Source organism: Nocardioides albus (genome assembly GCF_014648255.1).
Taxonomy (GTDB): domain Bacteria; phylum Actinomycetota; class Actinomycetes; order Propionibacteriales; family Nocardioidaceae; genus Nocardioides; species Nocardioides albus.
Map to the genome: position 1 here is coordinate 410,448 of NZ_BMQT01000002.1, position 18,532 is coordinate 428,979.

Annotated in this window: 19 protein-coding genes; 9 read left to right on the plus strand and 10 right to left on the minus strand. The window is 68.9% G+C overall.

Going from position 1 to position 18,532, the window contains the following annotated elements:
• Positions 1 to 56 precede the first annotated feature (56 nt).
• Positions 57 to 1,166 (plus strand): FAD-dependent oxidoreductase, encoded by a 1,110-nt coding sequence (locus IEY84_RS05220; RefSeq protein WP_229788364.1) that lies wholly within the window; start codon positions 57 to 59, stop codon positions 1,164 to 1,166.
• A gap of 106 nt (positions 1,167 to 1,272) precedes the next feature.
• Here IEY84_RS05220 and IEY84_RS05225 read toward each other — a convergent pair whose 3' ends face one another.
• Together IEY84_RS05225 and IEY84_RS05230 are read right to left on the minus strand one after the other, a co-directional pair.
• A complete protein-coding gene (locus IEY84_RS05225; protein WP_183544894.1) occupies positions 1,273 to 1,920 on the minus strand; it encodes a GNAT family N-acetyltransferase in 648 nt (215 codons plus the stop codon).
• 40 nt (positions 1,921 to 1,960) lie between these two features.
• Complete coding sequence (locus tag IEY84_RS05230; RefSeq protein WP_183544892.1) at positions 1,961 to 2,155, minus strand: hypothetical protein; 195 nt, start codon at positions 2,153 to 2,155, stop codon at positions 1,961 to 1,963.
• A 108-nt stretch (positions 2,156 to 2,263) separates the two neighbouring features.
• On the opposite strand from IEY84_RS05230, the gene IEY84_RS05235 reads away from it, so the two are divergent.
• Positions 2,264 to 3,730 (plus strand): NAD-dependent succinate-semialdehyde dehydrogenase, encoded by a 1,467-nt coding sequence (locus tag IEY84_RS05235; protein ID WP_183544890.1) that lies wholly within the window; start codon positions 2,264 to 2,266, stop codon positions 3,728 to 3,730.
• Positions 3,731 to 3,743: 13 nt separating this feature from the next.
• Here the strand turns inward: IEY84_RS05235 and IEY84_RS05240 are convergent, their stop codons facing one another.
• Positions 3,744 to 4,421: a GntR family transcriptional regulator gene (locus tag IEY84_RS05240; RefSeq protein ID WP_229788396.1), complete on the minus strand. Its 678-nt coding sequence runs from the start codon at positions 4,419 to 4,421 to the stop codon at positions 3,744 to 3,746.
• 142 nt (positions 4,422 to 4,563) lie between these two features.
• The gene (locus tag IEY84_RS05245; RefSeq protein ID WP_183544888.1) at positions 4,564 to 5,928 is read right to left on the minus strand and encodes an MFS transporter; all 1,365 of its coding nucleotides are present in this window, start codon (positions 5,926 to 5,928) and stop codon (positions 4,564 to 4,566) included.
• A 381-nt stretch (positions 5,929 to 6,309) separates the two neighbouring features.
• Here IEY84_RS05245 and IEY84_RS05250 point away from each other — a divergent pair, with 381 nt between their 5' ends.
• The 4 genes from IEY84_RS05250 (at position 6,310) to IEY84_RS05265 (ending at position 9,607) form a co-directional block, all read left to right on the plus strand.
• Entirely contained in the window at positions 6,310 to 7,221 is a 912-nt protein-coding gene (locus tag IEY84_RS05250) for a D-2-hydroxyacid dehydrogenase (protein WP_183544886.1), read from the plus strand.
• 111 nt (positions 7,222 to 7,332) lie between these two features.
• Complete coding sequence (locus IEY84_RS05255; protein ID WP_229788365.1) at positions 7,333 to 8,247, plus strand: glucosyl-3-phosphoglycerate synthase; 915 nt, start codon at positions 7,333 to 7,335, stop codon at positions 8,245 to 8,247.
• Positions 8,247 to 9,107 (plus strand): dihydropteroate synthase, encoded by an 861-nt coding sequence (folP, locus tag IEY84_RS05260; RefSeq protein ID WP_183544884.1) that lies wholly within the window; start codon positions 8,247 to 8,249, stop codon positions 9,105 to 9,107. The genes IEY84_RS05255 and folP overlap by 1 nt, the downstream gene beginning before the upstream one ends.
• On the plus strand, positions 9,104 to 9,607 hold the full coding sequence (locus IEY84_RS05265) for a class III extradiol ring-cleavage dioxygenase family protein (protein WP_183544882.1): 504 nt from the start codon (positions 9,104 to 9,106) through the stop codon (positions 9,605 to 9,607). Before folP ends, IEY84_RS05265 begins: the two co-directional genes overlap by 4 nt.
• On the opposite strand, the gene IEY84_RS05270 is transcribed toward IEY84_RS05265, so the two are convergent.
• Positions 9,574 to 10,605 carry a DUF6528 family protein gene (locus tag IEY84_RS05270; RefSeq protein WP_183544880.1) on the minus strand — a complete coding sequence of 344 codons (1,032 nt, stop codon included), beginning with the start codon at positions 10,603 to 10,605 and terminating at the stop codon, positions 9,574 to 9,576. The genes IEY84_RS05265 and IEY84_RS05270 overlap by 34 nt on opposite strands.
• Before the next feature lie 75 nt (positions 10,606 to 10,680).
• Positions 10,681 to 11,286 carry a TetR/AcrR family transcriptional regulator gene (locus tag IEY84_RS05275; RefSeq protein WP_183544878.1) on the minus strand — a complete coding sequence of 202 codons (606 nt, stop codon included), beginning with the start codon at positions 11,284 to 11,286 and terminating at the stop codon, positions 10,681 to 10,683.
• 111 nt (positions 11,287 to 11,397) lie between these two features.
• On the opposite strand from IEY84_RS05275, the gene IEY84_RS05280 reads away from it, so the two are divergent.
• Positions 11,398 to 12,393: a hypothetical protein gene (locus IEY84_RS05280; protein WP_183544876.1), complete on the plus strand. Its 996-nt coding sequence runs from the start codon at positions 11,398 to 11,400 to the stop codon at positions 12,391 to 12,393.
• Between the two features lie 10 nt (positions 12,394 to 12,403).
• Complete coding sequence (locus IEY84_RS05285) at positions 12,404 to 13,252, plus strand: CHAD domain-containing protein (protein ID WP_183544874.1); 849 nt, start codon at positions 12,404 to 12,406, stop codon at positions 13,250 to 13,252.
• Between the two features lie 9 nt (positions 13,253 to 13,261).
• Here IEY84_RS05285 and vanX read toward each other — a convergent pair whose 3' ends face one another.
• From vanX to IEY84_RS05300, 3 genes are read right to left on the minus strand one after another with little or no spacing between them, the layout of a single operon-like run.
• Entirely contained in the window at positions 13,262 to 13,876 is a 615-nt protein-coding gene (vanX, locus tag IEY84_RS05290) for a D-Ala-D-Ala dipeptidase VanX (RefSeq protein ID WP_183544872.1), read from the minus strand.
• On the minus strand, positions 13,873 to 14,937 hold the full coding sequence (gene vanA, locus IEY84_RS05295) for a D-alanine--(R)-lactate ligase (protein WP_183545399.1): 1,065 nt from the start codon (positions 14,935 to 14,937) through the stop codon (positions 13,873 to 13,875). Before vanA ends, vanX begins: the two co-directional genes overlap by 4 nt.
• A 7-nt stretch (positions 14,938 to 14,944) precedes the next feature.
• Positions 14,945 to 15,958, minus strand: a complete 1,014-nt coding sequence (locus tag IEY84_RS05300) for a D-isomer specific 2-hydroxyacid dehydrogenase family protein (RefSeq protein ID WP_183544870.1) — start codon at positions 15,956 to 15,958, stop codon at positions 14,945 to 14,947.
• A gap of 165 nt (positions 15,959 to 16,123) precedes the next feature.
• Between IEY84_RS05300 and IEY84_RS05305 the strand changes: the two genes are divergently transcribed.
• Positions 16,124 to 17,461, plus strand: a complete 1,338-nt coding sequence (locus tag IEY84_RS05305; RefSeq protein WP_229788367.1) for a UDP-N-acetylmuramoyl-tripeptide--D-alanyl-D-alanine ligase — start codon at positions 16,124 to 16,126, stop codon at positions 17,459 to 17,461.
• A 97-nt stretch (positions 17,462 to 17,558) separates the two neighbouring features.
• Here IEY84_RS05305 and IEY84_RS05310 read toward each other — a convergent pair whose 3' ends face one another.
• Positions 17,559 to 18,263 (minus strand): hypothetical protein, encoded by a 705-nt coding sequence (locus IEY84_RS05310; protein ID WP_183544867.1) that lies wholly within the window; start codon positions 18,261 to 18,263, stop codon positions 17,559 to 17,561.
• Positions 18,264 to 18,532: the final 269 nt, after the last annotated feature.

The following is an 18,532-nucleotide window of genomic DNA, read 5'->3' on the forward strand; positions in this document are numbered from 1 at the left end:
GGGCGCGGATGCATGAGTGCGAGTACTCAGAGGTCGGGTTCGCTAGGTTCAAGGGCGTGAACAGCTCAGCGGGTCGTCGTGCTCTGGTGGTCGGTGCGGGGATCGGAGGACTCACCGCGGCGCTCGCGCTGTCCCGGGTGGGGTGGCAGGTGACCGTGCTGGAGCGTACGCCGGAGCTGGGCGAGGTGGGGGCCGGTCTCTCGATCTGGCCACAGGCCTGGAAGATCCTGGCCGACCTCGGGGTCGCGGATCGCCTCGTGGACGGGACCCGGCCGGCGATCCAGGCGGGGCTGCGGCGGCCCGACGGACGCTGGCTGGCGAAGGTGGGTGCCGACGCCGCCGAGCGGACCCCGGTGATGGTGCATCGGGCCCGGCTGCACGAGGCGCTGGTGGCCGAGCTGGAGACGCGCGATGGGGTGGAGGTACGCACCGGGGTGACCGTCACCGGTCTGAGCGATCTCGACGATCTCGACCGCGTCGATCCCCGCGGCCCGGCCGATGTGGTGGTCGCCGCCGACGGGATCCGCAGCACGATCAGGAACGAGCTGCACCAGCGCGAGGACGTACGTTATGCCGGCTACACCGCCTACCGCGGCGTCACCGCGGAGCCGGTGCCGGGTGAGGCCTCGACCACGGGCGGGGAGACCTGGGGGACCGGGGTGCGGGTCGGCTATGTCCCGCTGGTGGATGGCCGGACCTATTGGTTCGTCACCGCCAACCGACCGGAGGGGGAGACCGGCGGGGACCATCACGCCGACGTCATCGCGCTCGTCGGCGACTGGCACGACCCGATCCCGCAGCTGTTGGCGGCGACGCCGCCGAGCGCCGTCCTCCGCGGTGACATCTGTGACCTGCGGCTGCCGTTGAAGCGGTTCGACCACGGGCGGGTCGTGCTCCTCGGCGATGCCGCGCATGCGACGACCCCCAACCTCGGCCAGGGTGCGTGTGCCGCGATCGAGGACGCTGCCGTCCTGGCCGCGCAGCTCGCCGGGCATGCTCGTGTCGAGAGTGCGCTGGTGGCGTACGACCGGACTCGGCGGCCGGCGACCTCTCGGCTGGTGCGGGCGTCCCGGCTGGTCGGGGCGCTCGGTCAGATCGACAACGGCCCGGCGGTGGCGGTCCGTGACGCAGGGCTCGGCGCGATCGCGGGACTGCTGAGCAGGTAGTCGTCACAGCGCCGTCTCGGCTCACATCCGGGCCCGCGATTTCGGCCGCAATCTGTTTCTCAACGCCACGTTGTTCCTCGTCCTGTGCGTGGCCGGCCTCGTGCTCCTACGCGGCGCCGAACAGGGGCAGGCACGGCTCCAGACCGCTGACCTCGATCTCGCTGCGGTCGTTGAGCTCCCACCGTTCCCGGCCGAGCCGGAGGCGGTGGGAGACGACCACCTCACCGTCGCGTACGTCACGGGAGATGCCGTCCGGCTCGTAGCCGAGCTTGGTGGAGACCCCGACGGAGGCGGCGTTGTCGGGGAATGCCTCGGAGGTGGCGTAGGCGGCGCCGAGGTGGTCGAAGGCGAGGGTCAGAGCGCCGAGGCGGGCCTCGGTGCCGTAGCCACGGCGGTGGTGGGGTAGTCCGAGCCAGGAGGCGGTGCTCACCTCGCGGCGTTCGGCGAACTCGGTCGCCGAGACCCACACGATCCCGATGGGCTCGGTGTCGAGGAAGATGGTCAGGCCGAGGCTCCAGTCGCCCGGCTTCCACCCGCCCCGGCTCGCCCAGGCGCTACGTAGCACGTGGCGGGCCCGCTCCAGAGGCGGCCGCTCGGCCCACGGAGTCAGAAAGGGACGGTCTCCCGGATCGTGCACGCCGTCCGCAGCGACGTGGGCCAGACGTACGAGCTCGTCGTCGGAGGGGAGCCGCAGCTCCAGGCGCGGGGTCCGGATCACCAGGCCGAAGAACGGCCACACCTCAGTCGGGGTCATCCGCCCATCATTCGAGAGCGCGTACGCCCGCGGCAACCGGTTATCGCGGCTCGGCGCCGCTCTGGCCTCGCACGTGTTCGAGGAGGTCGGCGGCTGCCGAGGTGTAGCGGTCGACCTCCTCGCCGCTGTCGCAGGTGCACAGCACGATGGTCACCTCGTCGGCGCGTGGCCAGATCGCCTCCCAGGTGGCACCCGCATGCTCCCAACGGAGCAGCCGCTCGAGGTCGTGGGTCATCGGGGAGGCTCCTGGTTGATTGTCGACAATCCGACCGGCTACTACTGTAGGCCAGCGTTGGCCGGCTGTCAGCCGACGGCCGGGCGCTGACCGGGAGGCTGATGCGGCATGGATTCAGAACCGAACGAGGCACGAGTCGTCGCGGACGTGCCGAAGGGGCTCCTCGTCGCCGGTCAGTGGGTCGAGGCCGGCAACGGTGCGACCTTCGACGTCTTCGACCCCTCGACCGGGGAGGTGCTGTGCGCGGTTGCCGACGCGACCCCCGAGGACGGCCGCCGTGCGCTCGACGCCGCGGCCGGCGCGCAGAAAGAGTTCGCCGCCACCGCGCCGCGGGCCCGGGCGGACATGCTCGTGGCCGCCTTCGACCTCCTGCACGAGCGGATCGAGGACCTCGCGCTGCTGATGACGCTCGAGATGGGCAAGCCGCTGGCCGAAGCGCGAGGCGAGATCGCGTACGCCGCTGAGTTCTTCCGTCACTTCGCCGAGGAGGCGGTGCGGATCGAGGGCGGCTACCAGACCGCGCCCGCCGGCGGCTCGCGGTTCCTCATCACGAAGCAGCCGGTCGGCCCTGCGCTGCTGATCACGCCGTGGAACTTCCCGATGGCGATGGGGACCCGCAAGATCGGGCCGGCGATCGCGGCCGGCTGCACGAGCATCATCAAGCCGGCGCAGCAGACGCCGCTGTCGATGCTCGCGCTGGGGGAGGTCCTGCGCGAGGCCGGTGTGCCTGAGGGGGTCGTCAACATTCTGCCGACCACGCGGCCGGGGGAGATCACCGAGCCGTTGCTGCGTTCCGGCGTCATCCGCAAGCTCTCGTTCACCGGTTCCACCGGGGTCGGGCGACAGCTGCTCGCCCAGAGTGCGGAGCAGGTGCTGCGTACGTCCATGGAGCTCGGCGGCAACGCCGGCTTCGTCGTCCTCGAGGACGCCGACATCGACGAGGCGGTCGCGGGCGCGATGGCGGCGAAGATGCGCAACACGGGGGAGGCGTGCACGGCCGCCAACCGGATCTTCGTGCAGCGCTCGGTCATCGACGAGTTCGGCGACCGGCTCGCCAAGGCGATGTCCGAGCTGCCCGTCGGTCGCGGGGTGGAGGAGGGCGTACGCGTCGGGCCCCTCATCGACGAGAAGGCCAGAGAGAAGGTGCAGACCCTCGTCGACGACGCGGTGGCCGGCGGTGCACGGGTGCTGACGGGTGGCGCGGCTCCCGACGGGCCGGGTTACTTCTACCCGCCGACCGTGCTCACCGGCGTCCCTGCGTCCGCGAAGATGGCCAGCGAGGAGATCTTCGGCCCGGTCGCACCGCTCACGCCGTTCGACACCGAGGACGAGGTGGTCGCGGCCGTCAACGACACCGAGTACGGCCTGGTCAACTACGTCTTCACCAACGACCTGCGTCGCGGCCTCCGGGTCGCCGAGGCGCTCGAGTCCGGGATGGTCGGGCTCAACCAGGGCGTCGTCTCCAACCCCGCCGCGCCCTTCGGCGGCGTGAAGGCCTCGGGGCTGGGGCGGGAGGGCGGGCGTGCTGGGATCGAGGAGTACCTCGAGACCAAGTACGTCGGGATCGCGATGTGACGCGAGGCGTGAACTAGACGTAGCCCTCGTCGTCGTCATCGGCATGGACGAGGCGCCGTAGCGCCTCCTCCAGGTGCTGCTCGACGCGTCTGCGGGTCAGCTTCACATCGCCGGCCTCGATGGCGTCGACGATCTGGCGGTGCTCCTCGACCAGCTCAAGCGGCTGCTGGTAGGCGTTCGCCAAGGCGGTCAGGCACATCCTCGTCTCGACGATCAGGGTCTGCTGCATCCGGGCCAGGCGTCGGCTGCCGGAGCACTGCACCAGCACGTCGTGGAAGTGGAGGTCGGCGTCGCTCAGCGCAGTCGGGTCACCCAGCTCGAGGGAGTCAGCCACCGCGTCGCACGCTGCGCGGAGCTCGCGCAGCGCAGCCGGGACCTGCGCGCGAGCGATCATCGAGGCGGCGGCCCCCTCGACGGCTGCCCGGGCGAGATAGACGTCGCGGATGTCGGCCTCGTCGAGCTCGATCACGAAGAGACCCCGGTTGGGCTCGCTGCGGAGCAGGCCCTCCTGGACCAGCCGCTGCATCGCCTCGCGCAAGGGGCCGCGGCTGACCCCGAACTGAGCCGACAGCGTGGCCTCGCTCAGCTGTGCCCCCGGCTGCAGGCTGCGCTTCATGATCGCCGTGCGGAGCTGGCGAGCGATGAGCGAGGCCGTCGACTCCCGGTGCACGGGTTCGAAGCTCGATGTCACTGTCAACGTGGTCTCCGATGGGCGGCCGAGAAAGAGCTCGATTGTTGACAATCATTGTATGTGTCAGTCGGGGTCGAGCGGACGGACTTCGGGCGGGCCGGGCACGTGTGACGCGCCCGGCCCGCCTGTCCGTGTCCGCCGGTCAGACGGTCTTGTCCAGCTCGGCGAGCTCCGCCTCGGACTCCGGCGTACCCGGGATCTCGGTGCCCCGGATCGACTTGCCCGCCGTCTCGACGACGAAGAACAGCGCGATCAGACCGACCACCGACCCGGCGATCATGTAGTAGGCCGGCATCAGCACATCACCGGTGGCTTCGATCAGGGAGTTGTTGACGTACAGCGCCGTGCCGCCGAAGGCGGCGGTGGAGATGTTGTAGCCGATCGCCATCCCGCCGTAGCGCACCTGCGAGGGGAACATCGCCGGGAAGGTCGCCGAGATCGTCGCCAGCTGGGCGACGTAGACGATCCCCAGGACCGTGAACCCGAGGACCGCCGGCCAGAAGCCCTGACCGATCAGCAGGAACATCGGGACCGAGAGCACGATCAGACCGATGAAGGAGCCGCCCCACAACGGTTTGCGGCCGACCTTGTCCGAGAGCGCTCCGGCGATCGGCAGGAAGATCAGCATCGCGACCTGTCCGAAGATGACCAGGAGGTCGGCGTCGGTGCTGCTGAAGCCGGCTTCTTCCTGCAGGTAGGTCGCCATGTAGGCGAGGAGGGTGTAGTTGGCGATGTTGAGCGCTGCGACCAGGCCGATCAGCGTGAGGATCGGCTTCCAGAACAGCGCGAAGAGCTCTTTCAGTGCGGCTCCGGCGCCACTCTCGACGGCGTCGTGCGTCTCGAGCTCCTGGAAGACCGGCGTCTCCTCGAGCTTGGTCCGGATGTAGAGGCCGATGAGACCGATCGGTCCACCGATCAGGAACGGGATGCGCCAGCCCCACTCTGTCATGGCGTCCTGGCCGATGATCGACTCGGTGGTGAACACGACGGCGATGGCGGCGGTGAAGCCGACGATGGTGCCGAACTCCAGGAAGCTGCCGTAGAAACCGCGCTTCTTGTCGGGAGCGCACTCGGCCATGTAGGTCGCTGCGCCGCCGTACTCGCCGCCGGTCGAGAAGCCCTGGATCACTCGGAGCACCACGAGCAGGACCACGGCCCAGACGCCGATCGAGTCGTACGTCGGGAGCAGGCCGACACAGAACGTGGCGGCCGCCATCAGGATGATCGTCATCGCCAGGACGCGCTGGCGCCCGATGCGGTCGCCGAGCGGGCCCCAGAAGATGCCGCCGAGCGGGCGCAGGATGAACGAGATCGCGAAGGTAAGCGCCGTTCCCGTGAAGCCCCGCTCGGGGAAGAAGTTGGCGGTGATCTCGGTGGCGACGTAGGCGAAGGCGCCGTAGTCGAACCACTCTGTCGCATTGCCGACCGCTGAGCCGGTGATGGCTCTTCGGAGCTTCGACTTATCCGGTTGTGCCTCGTTGGAGGGGATGGTTGGGGTTCCTGACATTTCTTCTCACCTATTCGGTGTGATTGATGGCTGGGGACCGCGTTTGACCCACTGTGTCGACTGTAGGGTTGTCAACAATTTGCGCCACGTCAGCGCTGTCTTTGCGCTCTGGCGAGAGAGCGCTGAAGGTGGCACAGGGTGTGACGGATGATTTATGTAAAGCCAGCACGCTACCCGAAGAGAGCTCTGGAGAGGCATAGGGGGAGGGGCACCCCGGCGAGTCGCACGGCTCATCAGGATTGTTGACGATCCGCAACCAGCCTCCTACCGTGGCCCCGAACCATTGCCGAGGTACCCAGCGCGACGGAGGATTTCTTGGAGACGTCCCGGCGCCCTGTGATCACGATTCTCTGCCCGCCCGACGGTGACAGACCCCGCGGGATGGAGCTGCTCGAGACCGACGCCGAGCTCACCTACACCGATGCCGCCGGTCTCGCCGACGCGCTCGACGGGGCCGACGCGCTGCTGCTGTGGGACTACTTCTCCGATGCCGTCCGCGATGCCTGGCCAAGCGGCGGCTCGCTGCGGTGGGTCCACGTCGCCGCGGCCGGGGTCGACAAGCTGCTCTTCCCGGAGCTGGTCGACTCCGAGGTGGTCGTCACCAACGCTCGCGGGATCTTCGACCGGGCGATGGCAGAGTTCGTGCTCGGCTCGATCCTGGCCGTGGCCAAGGGCATCCACGTCAGCCACGACCTCCAGGCGGCCCGCCGGTGGCATCGCCGCGAGACCCGGCTGATCAGCGCCCAGACCACGCTGGTGGTCGGCGTCGGCTCGATCGGCCGCGAGACGGCTCGGTTGCTGCGTGCGGTCGGGATGGACGTACGCGGTGCCGGCCGCACCGCCCGCGGCGGCGACCCCGACTTCGGCGAGATCGTCGCGAGCGCCGACCTGGTCTCACACGTGGGCTGGGCCGACCATGTGGTCGTCGCCGCCCCGTTGACAGCTGAGACCCAGGGTCTGATCAGCAAGGAGGTCCTCGCGGCGATGAAGCCGGGGAGTCACCTGGTCAACGTCGGGCGCGGGGCGATCATCGACGAGGGGGCGCTCGTCGCCGCGCTCGGCGACGGCCCGCTCGCGGCCGCCTCGCTCGACGTCTTCGAGGTCGAGCCGCTCCCCGCCGAGAGTCCGCTGTGGACGATGCCGGGGGTCGCGGTCTCGGCGCACATGTCCGGTGACTACACGGGCTGGCGAGAGGGGCTGGCGGACCAGTTCATCGACAACGCCCAGCGCTGGCTGAGCGGTCGACCGCTGCTGAACGTCGTCGACAAGCGGCGCGGTTTCGTCGTCGGGTAGAGGGCGGAGGCACATCCCGGCCGCGACCGGACGGCGGGCTGATAGACGACTGGGAGCCGTATGGACCGGGTATCGGTCGGATGTCCGGATTTCCGTCGATAGGGTTTGGTCATGTCTTGGTTGGAGTGCAACACCCATCACTGGGACGACTGGTCGCTGGAGGAGCTCGTCGAGGCCAAGCAGGGGCAGCGGGTGAGCCTCGTGGTCCCGGCGCGCAACGAGGCCGCAACCGTGGGTGACCTGGTCAGCACGCTGCGGACCAGTCTGATGGAGACCGCCGACCTGGTCGACGAGCTGGTGGTCATCGACTCCGACTCCTCCGACGACACCGCACGGATCGCCTCCGACGCGGGCGCGGAGGTCTACGCCTCGGCCTCGATCCGGCCGGACCTCGGCTCCTACCCCGGCAAGGGCGAGGCGATGTGGAAGTCGCAGTTCGTGACCACCGGTGAGCTCATCGTCTTCATGGACGCCGACCTGACCGACTGGGACACCCACTTCGTACGCGGCCTGGTCGGCCCGCTTGTCAACAATCCGACGATCGAGCTGGTCAAGGGGTTCTACCGGCGCCCCGGCGAGCACGGCCTCGACGGCGGCCGGGTCACCGAGCTCGTCGCCCGCCCGCTGCTGGCCCTGCATCGCCGGCCGCTGCGCGACCTGATCCAGCCGCTGGCGGGGGAGTGGTCGATCCGGCGCTCGCTGTTCGAGAAGCTGCGGGTCCCCGTCGGCTACGGGGTCGAGCTCGCGGCCCTCATCGACACCCTGGACACCCGCGGGATGGACGCGATCGCCCAGGTCGACCTCGGTCGGCGCGACCACAGTCACCAGGATCTCTTCGACCTCGGCCTGATGGCGACGCAGATCCTGGGCATGATGTCGCGTCGGCTCGGCACCGGTCCGGCGGGTGATGACGTCGAGATGCGGCAGTACATCCCGAACGACGGCTCGACCAAGGTGCTGGACCGGTCCGTGAGCCTGCTGGAGCGGCCGCCGCTGCGCGATGGTTCAGGCGGTATGGTCGCCTGATGCTGCGCCTCGGACGACACGAATTCGGTGATGACGAAGCGCTGATGATGGCGATCGTCAACCGCACCCCGGACTCGTTCTTCGACAAGGGAGCGACCTGGGCCGAGGACGCGGCCTTCGAACGCGTACGCCTGGTCGCCTCCCAGGGCGCGGAGATCGTCGACATCGGCGGCATCAAGGCGGCGCCGGGGGCCGAGATCGACGCCGCGGAGGAGAAGGCCCGGGTGGTCGACTTCGTCGCCCGGGTGCGCGAGGAGTTTCCGGAGTTGGTCATCTCGGTGGACACCTGGCGTGCCGAGGTCGGCGACGCGGTGTGCGCGGCGGGCGCTGACCTGATCAACGATGCCTGGGGCGGCGCCGACCCGGAGCTCGTCGACGTCGCCGCGGCCCACGGCGCTGCCATCGTCTGCACCCACACCGGCGGCGTGACGCCGCGGACCCGGCCCTACCGGATCGAGTACGACGACGTGGTCCGCGACGCGATCGACTCGACCCTCGGCTACGCCCAGCGTGCGCTGGACGCCGGCGTCGCGAAGGACTCGATCGTGATCGACCCGGCCCACGACTTCGGCAAGAACACCTTCCACTCTCTCGAGATCACCCGCCGGCTCGGGGAGATGGTCGAGACCGGGTGGCCGGTGCTGGTTTCCCTGTCCAACAAGGACTTCGTCGGGGAGACCCTCGACCAGCCGGTCGGAGAGCGCCTCCTCGGCACCCTGGCCGCGACCTCGGTCTGCGCGCTGGCCGGTGCCCGCATCTACCGGGTTCATCAGGTGCCGGAGACCCGGCAGACCGTCGACATGGTCTGGACGATCGCCGGCCGGCGACGCCCGAAGCGAGCGATCAGGGGGTTGCAGTGACACGGGTGGCGCTGGTTCCGGGATGTCTGGCGCTGCTGCCGGAGTACGCCTCGCTGGACGACCCCGTCGAGGAGCTTCGCGCCGCCTGCCTGGCCGCGGTGGCGTGGCTGGGCGAGGAGGTGCGCGTGGTCGCCGGCGCGCAGGGCACCCGGGTGGCCTCCGCGCTGCTGGCCGCGGTGGGTTCGGCTCCGGTGAGCGGGGCAGAGGCGGCGTACCTCATCGTCGGCAACGGCTCTGCTCGTCGCAGCGAGAAGGCGCCTGGCCACCTGGACCCGCGGGCCGCCGAGTTCGACGAGATGCTCGGCAGGTCGCTGGCGACGCCCGACGCCGACGCGCTCGGCGGGCTGGACCGCGCGCTGGCCGCCGAACTGTGGGCCGACGTCGACCCGATCGCGGTGTCGGCCGACCTGCTGCGCGGGGTCGACACGGTGGCGATCGACTACGACGCCGACCCGTACGGGGTGCGTTACTGGGTCGCCCGCTGGGCCCCGCGGGCGTAGTCCACCCACCAGCGGGCCTTGTAGATCTGCCCGCCCGGAAGCGTGCGCGAGTCGGTCGGACGATGCATCCGCACCGTCGAGGTGCACCAGGTGCAGGGGTTGCCGGGCTCGGTCTTGGTCGTGATGACCTGCCCGGTGGCCGGGTTGGTGGTGACCGACTTGACCCCCGCGACGTCGATCGTCTCCGCGCCGGGATAGTCGTCGTGGAAGGTCCCGGTGGCCTTGTCGACCTGGTAGACGCGGGATCCGGTGGTGACCCAGAGCCGGTCGGGACGGTGAGGGACCAGCTGGAGATCGTGGCCCCAAGCCGTCGGCAACGGATGAGTCACCGCGCGGGTGATGGTCGGCTCGGCCCGGGTGCCGCCGATGCTCAACCCCACCAGCTCGTGGTCGCCGAGTGTCCACAGCAACCGGGTGGTCGGATCCCAGACGGCGCCGTGGGCTCCAGCCAGCGGAAGCTGGGTGTACGCGGCGGAGCGCCGTCCCTGTGAGGCGGTGTAGATCCGTACCCAGCCGCCCGTGCTCGCCGTGACCGCGACGTTGCCGCTCGGCAGCAGCTCGATGCTGTGGGCGTTGTCGGCCCGACCGACGTCGGCGGCCCAGTAAGATCCGCGGCCGGTCGGGTAGGGGACCACGGCGGCGAGGCCGTAGGAGTCGGTGGTCAGCAGGTAGCGGCGCCCGTCACGGTGGCGCAGCTTGGCCTCGTCGGGCAGACCCCAGTTGTCGGTGAGGTCGCCGAAGCCCTCGGCGGCGGTGGGCTTCCAGGCCCACCTCTCGGCGCCGCTGGTCCAGTCGACGTCGTTGGCGTCCAGGACGATGATCCGGTCGCTCGCCTGGTCGGTGACGACTATGTCGTACGGGCTGGCGTTGGCGCCGCCGGTGGCGCTCGCCGGCTGCGCGGCGGCCGGAGCAGCGGCGACTGGCGTGATCGAGGTGACCAGGGCGAAGGCTGTGGAGATGATGGCGGCGGCGGTCAGATGGGGGACTGGCAGGCGCATGGACCCTCCCGGAGAATGGCTGGTCCATCCAGGGAAGCGAGGCCACATGAGCGCCGGATGAACTCCGGCGACCCTCTAGTTGATCAGGTCGGTAAGCCCTGCCGCATACGCCTGCGGGGTCACGTCGCCGATCACGACCGACTGCAGGATGAAGCCGGGAAGCAGGCCGGTGAGCACCATCGCGATCTTCTCGGGATCGGCGCCCTCGCGGAACTGCCCCGCGTCGATGGCGGCCTCGGCATAGCTGCGCCACGCAGCACGGATGCCGCGCGCCTCGGGGGCCATCAGCGCGAGGAACTCGGGGTCGCGGGCGGCTTCGGCCCAGGTCTGCAGGGCGATGCGAGGCAGGTTGATCCCGAGCTGCTCGGAGAGGTCCAAGAGATGCTGGGTGGCTGCTTCGAGCGCCCGTTCGGGCGGGGGGAGGGTCTGGCCCGATCCGGCCTCGGGGACGAGCCTGTTGATCGCGTCCCTGATGCCGGTCACCCCCGACGAGGCGATCGCGTGAATGATCTCGTGCTTCCCGCGGAAGTAGGTGTAGACCGAGCCGGCGGAGAGACCGGACTCTTCGACCACGGCGGCCATCGTCGTCTTGTGGAAGCCGTCGCGCTCCACGCAGCGCAGCGTCGCCGCGATGATCTGCTGGCGCTTCTCGGTGCGGTGCTCGTCACTGACCTTGGGCATGGGACGAAGCGTACCCGAAAAGAAAACGAATGCTCGTTCTTGATAAATCGGCGCAGGAGGAGGACAGTTCTGTCCAAAGAGAATGAACATTCGTTTTGTAAGGAACCCGCCATGTCCACGTCAGTGAAAGCCGTGATCGGGATCAGCCTCGGTCTGGTCACCCTGCTCACCTTGCTCATCTCCGCGTTCGCCTGGCCCGCCAGCGAGATGGAGCCCAGATCGCTACCGCTGGTCGTCGCCGGCCCCGAAGCCGTCGTCACCCAGATCGAGACCCAGCTCGCCACCACCGCGGGGGAGGACGCCTTCGAGGTCACTGCGGTCGCGGACCGCGAAGCCGCGGTCGAGTCGATCGAGAACCGGGAGGCGTACGGTGCGATCCTCGCCGGTCCTGAAGGTCAAGAGGTCCTGGTCGCCTCTGCTGCCAGCGCCAACGTCGCCCAGCAGCTCACCCAGATGGCGACCGCCTTGGGAGCCGAGACCGGTGTCCAGCCCACGGTCACCGACGTCGTACCGAGCGCGAAGGACGACCCACGCGGCATCGTCTTCGGCGCGTCCGCACTGCCGTTGGTGATCGGCGGCATCATGGCCGGTGCCATCACCTCGCTGGTCCTGAGCCGCACCCGAGACCGGGTCGCGGCCGCCTTCCTGATCGCCATCGGTGGCGGGCTGGTGATGACCGGCGTCGTCCAGGGCTGGCTCGGCGCTCTGGAAGGCAGCTACCTCGCCAACGCCGGGGTCGTCGCGCTGGGCATCCTGGCCGTCGCGCTCCCGATCATCGGCCTGCGCCACCTCATCGGCCCGGCCGGAGTCGGCATCGTAGCGCTGCTCATCCTGCTGGTCGGAAACCCGATCTCTGGGATCACCTCCGCGCCGGAGATGGTTCCGTTCGGATGGCTCGGCCAGCTGATGCCTCCCGGCGCAGCCGGATCGGCGCTGCGCGGCTTCTCCTTCTTCGACGGCGCCGGAACCGCTACGCCGCTGCTCGTCCTGGCCTGCTGGGCCGGCGTGGGGCTCCTCCTGACCGTGATCCCGCACCGCGAGAAGGGCGAGGTCGAGCCGGAGGGAGCCGCACGGACCACGCGTGACGCGGAAGCCGCGGCACGGTAAATTCGTAGGGATGAGTCATCCACACGAGCCGGTCGGCGAGTGGTGGCGCGACCAGGTTGCCGCGCTCCACCGCTGGGGCCGGCTCGTGCTGCGCGACGAGGATGACTCGGTCCACCAGATGCGTGTGACCGTACGCAGGCTGCGCAGCGTCCTGGCGACCTACCGCCCCTACCTCGACGCGGACTGGACGGAGTCGCTCCGGGCGGAGCTGAAGTGGCTCGCCGACCTCCTCGGAGACGTACGCGACGCAGAGGTGCTCCGTAAGCGGCTCCGCCGGTGGGCGGCCGAGCACGGTCCGGGTCCGTCCGGTATCGACGCGCTCCGGGCCGTGCTCGCCGAGCAGCAGACCGTGGGGCGCGCTCGGTTGCTGCCCGAGCTCGACGGGGAGCGCTACCGTGCGCTGATCGCCCGCCTCGCCGCACCGGCTGGCCTGCCCTGGTCAGGGAGTCCTCCGGGCAAGAAGGCGCTCCGCAAGCGCCTTCGCCGCGGCTGGAGGCGGCTGGAAGCCGCTGTCGACAGGGCCGACCGCGCCGCCGGCGCCGGTCGCCGGCGCGAGCAGCTCCACGAGGTGCGCAAGAAGGCCAAGCGCACCCGCTACGCGGCCGAGTCGCTGCGCGAGGTCTTCGACAAGGACGCCGAGCGTCTCAGCGATGCCGCCAGGTCGATCCAGTCGGCCCTCGGAGACCTCAACGACTCCGCGGTCATGATCTGGGCGATCGAGGACATCCCCGGGCGCGACGACGCACTCCGCGAGTTCCTCGAGGCCGAGGAGGCCGCCGCCGAAGCCGCCGAGAAGAAGTTCGCCTCCGTCTGGAAGAAGGCGAACCGCTCGAAGGTCCACGGTTGGCTGATTCCCTGAGTCCGTGGATCAGCCGACCGGGAAGTCGAAGTAGGTGTCCGGGTAGGGCTCCTCGATCAGCGAGTAGTGCCACCACTCGTGCTCGTAGCGGCTGAACCCGCATGACTCCATCACCGAGCACAGGTACGCCCGATTGCGCGCCGCGACCTCGGAGACCCCGGCCGCGCCGTGGTGGGAGATCTCGTCCATCAGGTCGTGGTCACCACCCATGTCCAGCTGTGCTCCCGTGGCCAGGGAGAAGAGGGTCAGGTCGACGGTGCTGCCGCGGCTGTGGCCGGACCTCGTGGCGACGTACCCCTTCTCGAACATCTCCGGGCGGGTGATCCTCGGATAGTGGATTCGCTTGCGCTCGTCGGTATCAGGGGAGGGCTCGTCGGCCCAGCGCAGGAAGGCGTCGACGGCGCGCTGGGGGCGGTACCCGTCCCACAGCAGGATCCCGAAGCCGAGGGCAGCGGCCTTGTCCTGCGCCTGGGCGAGTGCTGCGCCCAGCTCGCGGGTGCCGACGATTCGGTTCACCAGGTAGCCGTCGACAGGCTTGCCGGTGAAGTTGTCCCAGGTGGCGTACTTGCTGTCCCAGCGGATGCCAGGCACCAGGTCGTCGACGAAGGCGAATCCGTCCCTCATCGAGCCACCTCGTCCAGGGCCAGTGCGATCGCGCGGTCGAGAAGCTGGGTCATCGAGATTCCGGCCGCGGCCATCATCCGCGGATAGCGGCTGTAGGAGGTGAGTCCGGGCAGGGTGTTGACCTCGTTGAGCACCACGGTGCCGTCCGGCTCGAGGAACATGTCGACCCGCGCCAGACCGCGGCAGCCCAGCGCGCGATAGACCCGCTGCGCTTCGGTCTTGACCAGCTCCTGCGCCTCTTCGGGGATGTCGGCCGGGACGATGAAGGTCGCGTTCTCCGAGCCGGCCTCGGGGGCGTCCTCCTGGTGGATCTTGAAGAAGCCGTGCGAGAGCGCGACGTGGTCGACCTCTCCGGTGACCAGCTCGGACCCGTTCCCGAGGATCGCGCAGCCGATCTCCTCGGCGACGACCCCTTCCTCGATGAGCACCTTCTCGTCGTACTGCCGTGCGGTCGCCACCGCGTCAGCCAGCTCCTCGGCCGAGGTCACCTTGCTGACGCCGAAGGACGATCCGGAGCGGGCCGGCTTCACGAAGACCGGGTAGGGGAGTACGCCGGGATCGCCCAGGGGCAGCACCGTGTCACCGGCGTCGAGGATCCAGAAGTTCGGTGTCCGGATCCCGGCCTCGCCGACGACCGTGTAGGTCAGCGACTTGTCCATGCACAGCGCCGAGCTCTGGACGTCGCAACCGACGTACGGGATCCCGGAGAGCTCGAGGAGGCCCTGGATCGCGCCGTCCTCCCCGAGCTTGCCGTGCAGGATCGGGATCACGACGTCGAGCCGGATCGTCTCGTAGCTGCCGCCGTGGCTGCTCTGGTCGAGGACGAGCAACCCGTGGACGCTGCGATCGGGGGAGAGCACGACCGGGCGGTGCGCGCCGTCCTCCCAGCTCGCCTCGGGCCCGTCGCACAGGCGCCAGTCGCCGCTCTTGGTGATGCCGATCCAGTAAGCCTCGTACGTGTCGGTGTCGAGGTGCTTCGCGACCTCGTGGGCAGACTTCACCGAGACGGGGTGCTCCTCGAAGACGCCACCGAAGAGGACGCCGACCTTGACCTTGGACATCTTGGGCTCAGACATGTTGAAACCTGCTTCCGAATTCACGACAGTTGATGATGGAGTTCTCGACCGTGTCCGCGAGGGCGTGGTCGGTGAGATAGGCGATGTGTGGGCTGACCAGCACGTTCGGCATCTCTTGGAGTCGCGCCAGCCAGGCGTTGGGGAGCTCTCGCCCCCTCAGGTCGGCATAGAAGATGCCTTCCTCGCCCTCGACGACGTCCAGGGCCGCCCCGCCCAGCCGGCCCTCCTCGAGGGCTGCGATGAGCGCCGGCGTCTCGATGAGCGCGCCGCGGCCGGTGTTGATGACGTACGCACCGGGCCGCATGCGGGCGATGCGCCGCCGGTCGAGAAGGTGGTGCGACTCCTCGCTGAGCCGCGCATGGAGCGTGACGATGTCGCTGCGCTCGACGAGGGTGTCGAGGTCGACGTGCTCGATACCCACGGCTGCGGGGCGTGCCCGGGTGTCATGGGCGAGCACCTCGCACCCGAAGCCCTGCAACCGGTCGATGACGGCCGCCCCGATCCGGCCGGTCCCGACCACACCGACGGTCAGGTCGCGCAGCTCGCGGCCGCGCACCGCTCCTGGGCGGTAGTCGTGGGCGTCGGTGCGCCGGATCGTGGCTTTCGCTGCGCGCACCGACATCAGCATCAGCATCAACGTGTAGTCGGCTACCGAGTCGGGTGAATAGGCGACGTTTCCGACCGTTATCCCGATGCTCGTGGCGAATTCGACGTCGATATGGTTGACTCCGACGCTCCGTGTCGAGACATATTGGACGCCGGCCCTTTTCAGGGCCAAGAGCGTGTCGTTCGATATCGGTGTCTTATGGCTTACGCTCACGCAGCGGATTCCGCGGGCGAGGTCGGCGTTGTCAGCCGTCACCGCCTCGGGTGTGATGGTCAGGGAGACGCTGTGCGTCGGTGCCAGCGACCCGAAGAGGGCTTCCTCGTCGGGCGCGCAGCCGTAGACCACGATCCTGAAGGTCGGTGAGATCGTGGTCGTCTGTATTGGTTGGTGGTAGGTCATCCCGGCCAGCAAACATCAGGTTCGGTTGCGGGCTCGTATGGGATTTCCGATATGTCGACGATAGGTAGCCCGCCGATGTCGGCGCGGCTATCGTCCGCATATCGATTAGCGCATACGCGCCGACAACACGTGATCTCGAAGACTGATGGGATGATTCCCCTCAGCTTGGACGAAATAGCATCGCTGGTCGGCGGGAAGGTCGTCGGCGACGGTTCGGTGACGGTGAGCGCCCCGGCTGTCATCGACGGCCGGGCGGCAGAGCCGGGTGGTCTCTTCGTCGCGTTCGCCGGTGAGCACACGGACGGTCACGAGTACGCATCCCAGGCGGCCGCGACCGGCGCCGTCGCCGCCCTCGGCACGCGCCCGACGGCTCTCCCGACCATCGTCGTCGATGACGCACAGGCCGCACTCCAACACCTGGCTGCTCACGTCGTCGCACTGCTGCGAGAGGAGCTGACCGTGGTCGCGGTCACCGGCTCCCAAGGCAAGACCAGCACCAAGGACATGATCGAGGCGGTGCTGTCGAGCGAAGCACCGACCGTGGCGACCTCCGGTTCGTTCAACAACGAGCTCGGCGTACCTCTCACCATGCTGCGCGCCGATGCGACCACGAGGTTCCTGGTGCTCGAGATGGGTGCCCGACACATCGGGGACATCGCCGCGCTGACCAGCCTGGTCGCGCCGGACGTCGCCGTCGTCACCAACGTCGGTTGCGCCCACCTGGGTGAGTTCGGGTCACGCGAGGCGATCGCTGTGGCCAAGAGCGAGCTGGTGCGCGGACTGGCCGCCGACGGCACGGCCGTGCTCAATGCAGACGACCCGAGGGTGCTCGCGATGGCCGAGCTCACCGACGGCCCGGTCCTGACCTTCGGCGCCGGCGGTCGAGCGAGCGTACGCGTCTGCGACCTGTCCCTGGACCGTGTCGGCCGGCCGTCGTTCACCCTGTGGCACGAGGGTGACAGCGCATCGGTGACCCTTCCCCTGGTCGGTGCGCACTGGACGCCCAACGCGGCGGCAGCCGTGGCCGTGGGACTGGCCGCCGGCGTACCCCTCGAGCAGGCCGCGGCCGCGCTCGACACCGCCTCCATCTCGAAGTGGCGCATGGAGCGTCGCGCCCTTTCCAACGGCGCGACGCTCCTCAACGACTCCTACAACGCCAACCCGGATTCCACCCGCGCCGCCCTCGACGCCCTGGCCTCGATCGACGCCAAGCGCCGCATCGCTGTGCTAGGCGAGATGCTCGAGCTGGGCGAAGCCAGCCTCGCTGCACACCACGAGATCGGGACGTACGCAGCCACCCGGGCCGACCTCGTCCTCGCCATCGGCGAGGCCGCCGCCGTCATCGCCGAGGGCGCGGGGGAGAAGGCCCTCGCACTGCCCGACAACGCCGCCGCCATCGACTGGCTGCGGACCCACCTGCGCACTGGTGACGTCGTGCTCGTCAAGGCCTCCCGCGGAGCCCGCCTCGACCAGGTCGCCGCCGCCCTCGACACCGAAAGGTGAAACTCGCCATCCGAATGCCGAAGTCTCTTCGCTACCTGCGCGCCTCGTGGATATGGCGGGCTCATCTGAGTGAGTTGAGCGGCCGCTGAGTGGGACGTCAGGGGGTCGGCTCGAACGTCGGCATCACCTGATTGATCAGCTCATCGGTTTGATCTCGATCCACCAGTCCGCGGTTGAACGACCACAAGACGGTGATCAAGTTGCTGTCATTCACAGTCCCGTAGTCGTCCAGCCACTCGGCCGAGTTCTCGCCACGAACGTGGTAGAACCTGACGCCGCCGAGGGTCACGTCGGGGAGGCGCTTGACGTCGTCCATGCCACCGCTCTTGTGGAACTTCACCGCCGTCTCAGCGGCATTGTCGATGGCGTCGGGGGTGTCGATAGCGACCCTCGAAGCGAAGATCCCTCGGCCAACCCTGACGCCCCCTTCGCGTTGAGGGGGAGCCTGCAAAGCGGACCCTGTGGCCACCTTCTCGACCTCCCAGTCTGGCGGGACAAGGAACTGGCCACCGTCGTCTGCAGCCGTGTGCCAGCCAGCGTTCGGATCGGCCGAACTCGCCGACTGCTCACTGGACGGACTGCTGTTCGAGGTAGTTGCGCCCTCGTCCGGATCGTCAGCTGAACCACAAGCGCTCAGGGATACACCAAGAAGGCCGACGGCGGCAATGACGGAGGTCGAAACTATGTGGCGGGTCCGCGCCCGAGTCGTCGGCATGGAGGCGAGCGTAGCGATTCGAGGTCGATGCAATGTAACGCAATGCTGAATCAGGCTTCGCTTTGCCGTCGACAGCATGAAGAACATGCTTGTCGACCTCAAGGTTGACGTCGACAAGCTGCGGGTGGAATCGCCTCGGGCGGGGCTTCTCGGGCAGGGTGCAAGCGGCGAGTCGCTCAAGACTCGACTGGACCTGGCGAGCGACCGATTCAGCAGCACGTTGTCGCATCTCTCCGATGCGCTGATCAGGAACTTTCGGGCCAACGTCGGACGGCAGACTCGCTGCAGTCGGCGCCGGCTATCGAGGAAAAGACGAGCCGCCAGTTGATGTCACCGAGATACTGGTGGAGGGCTTG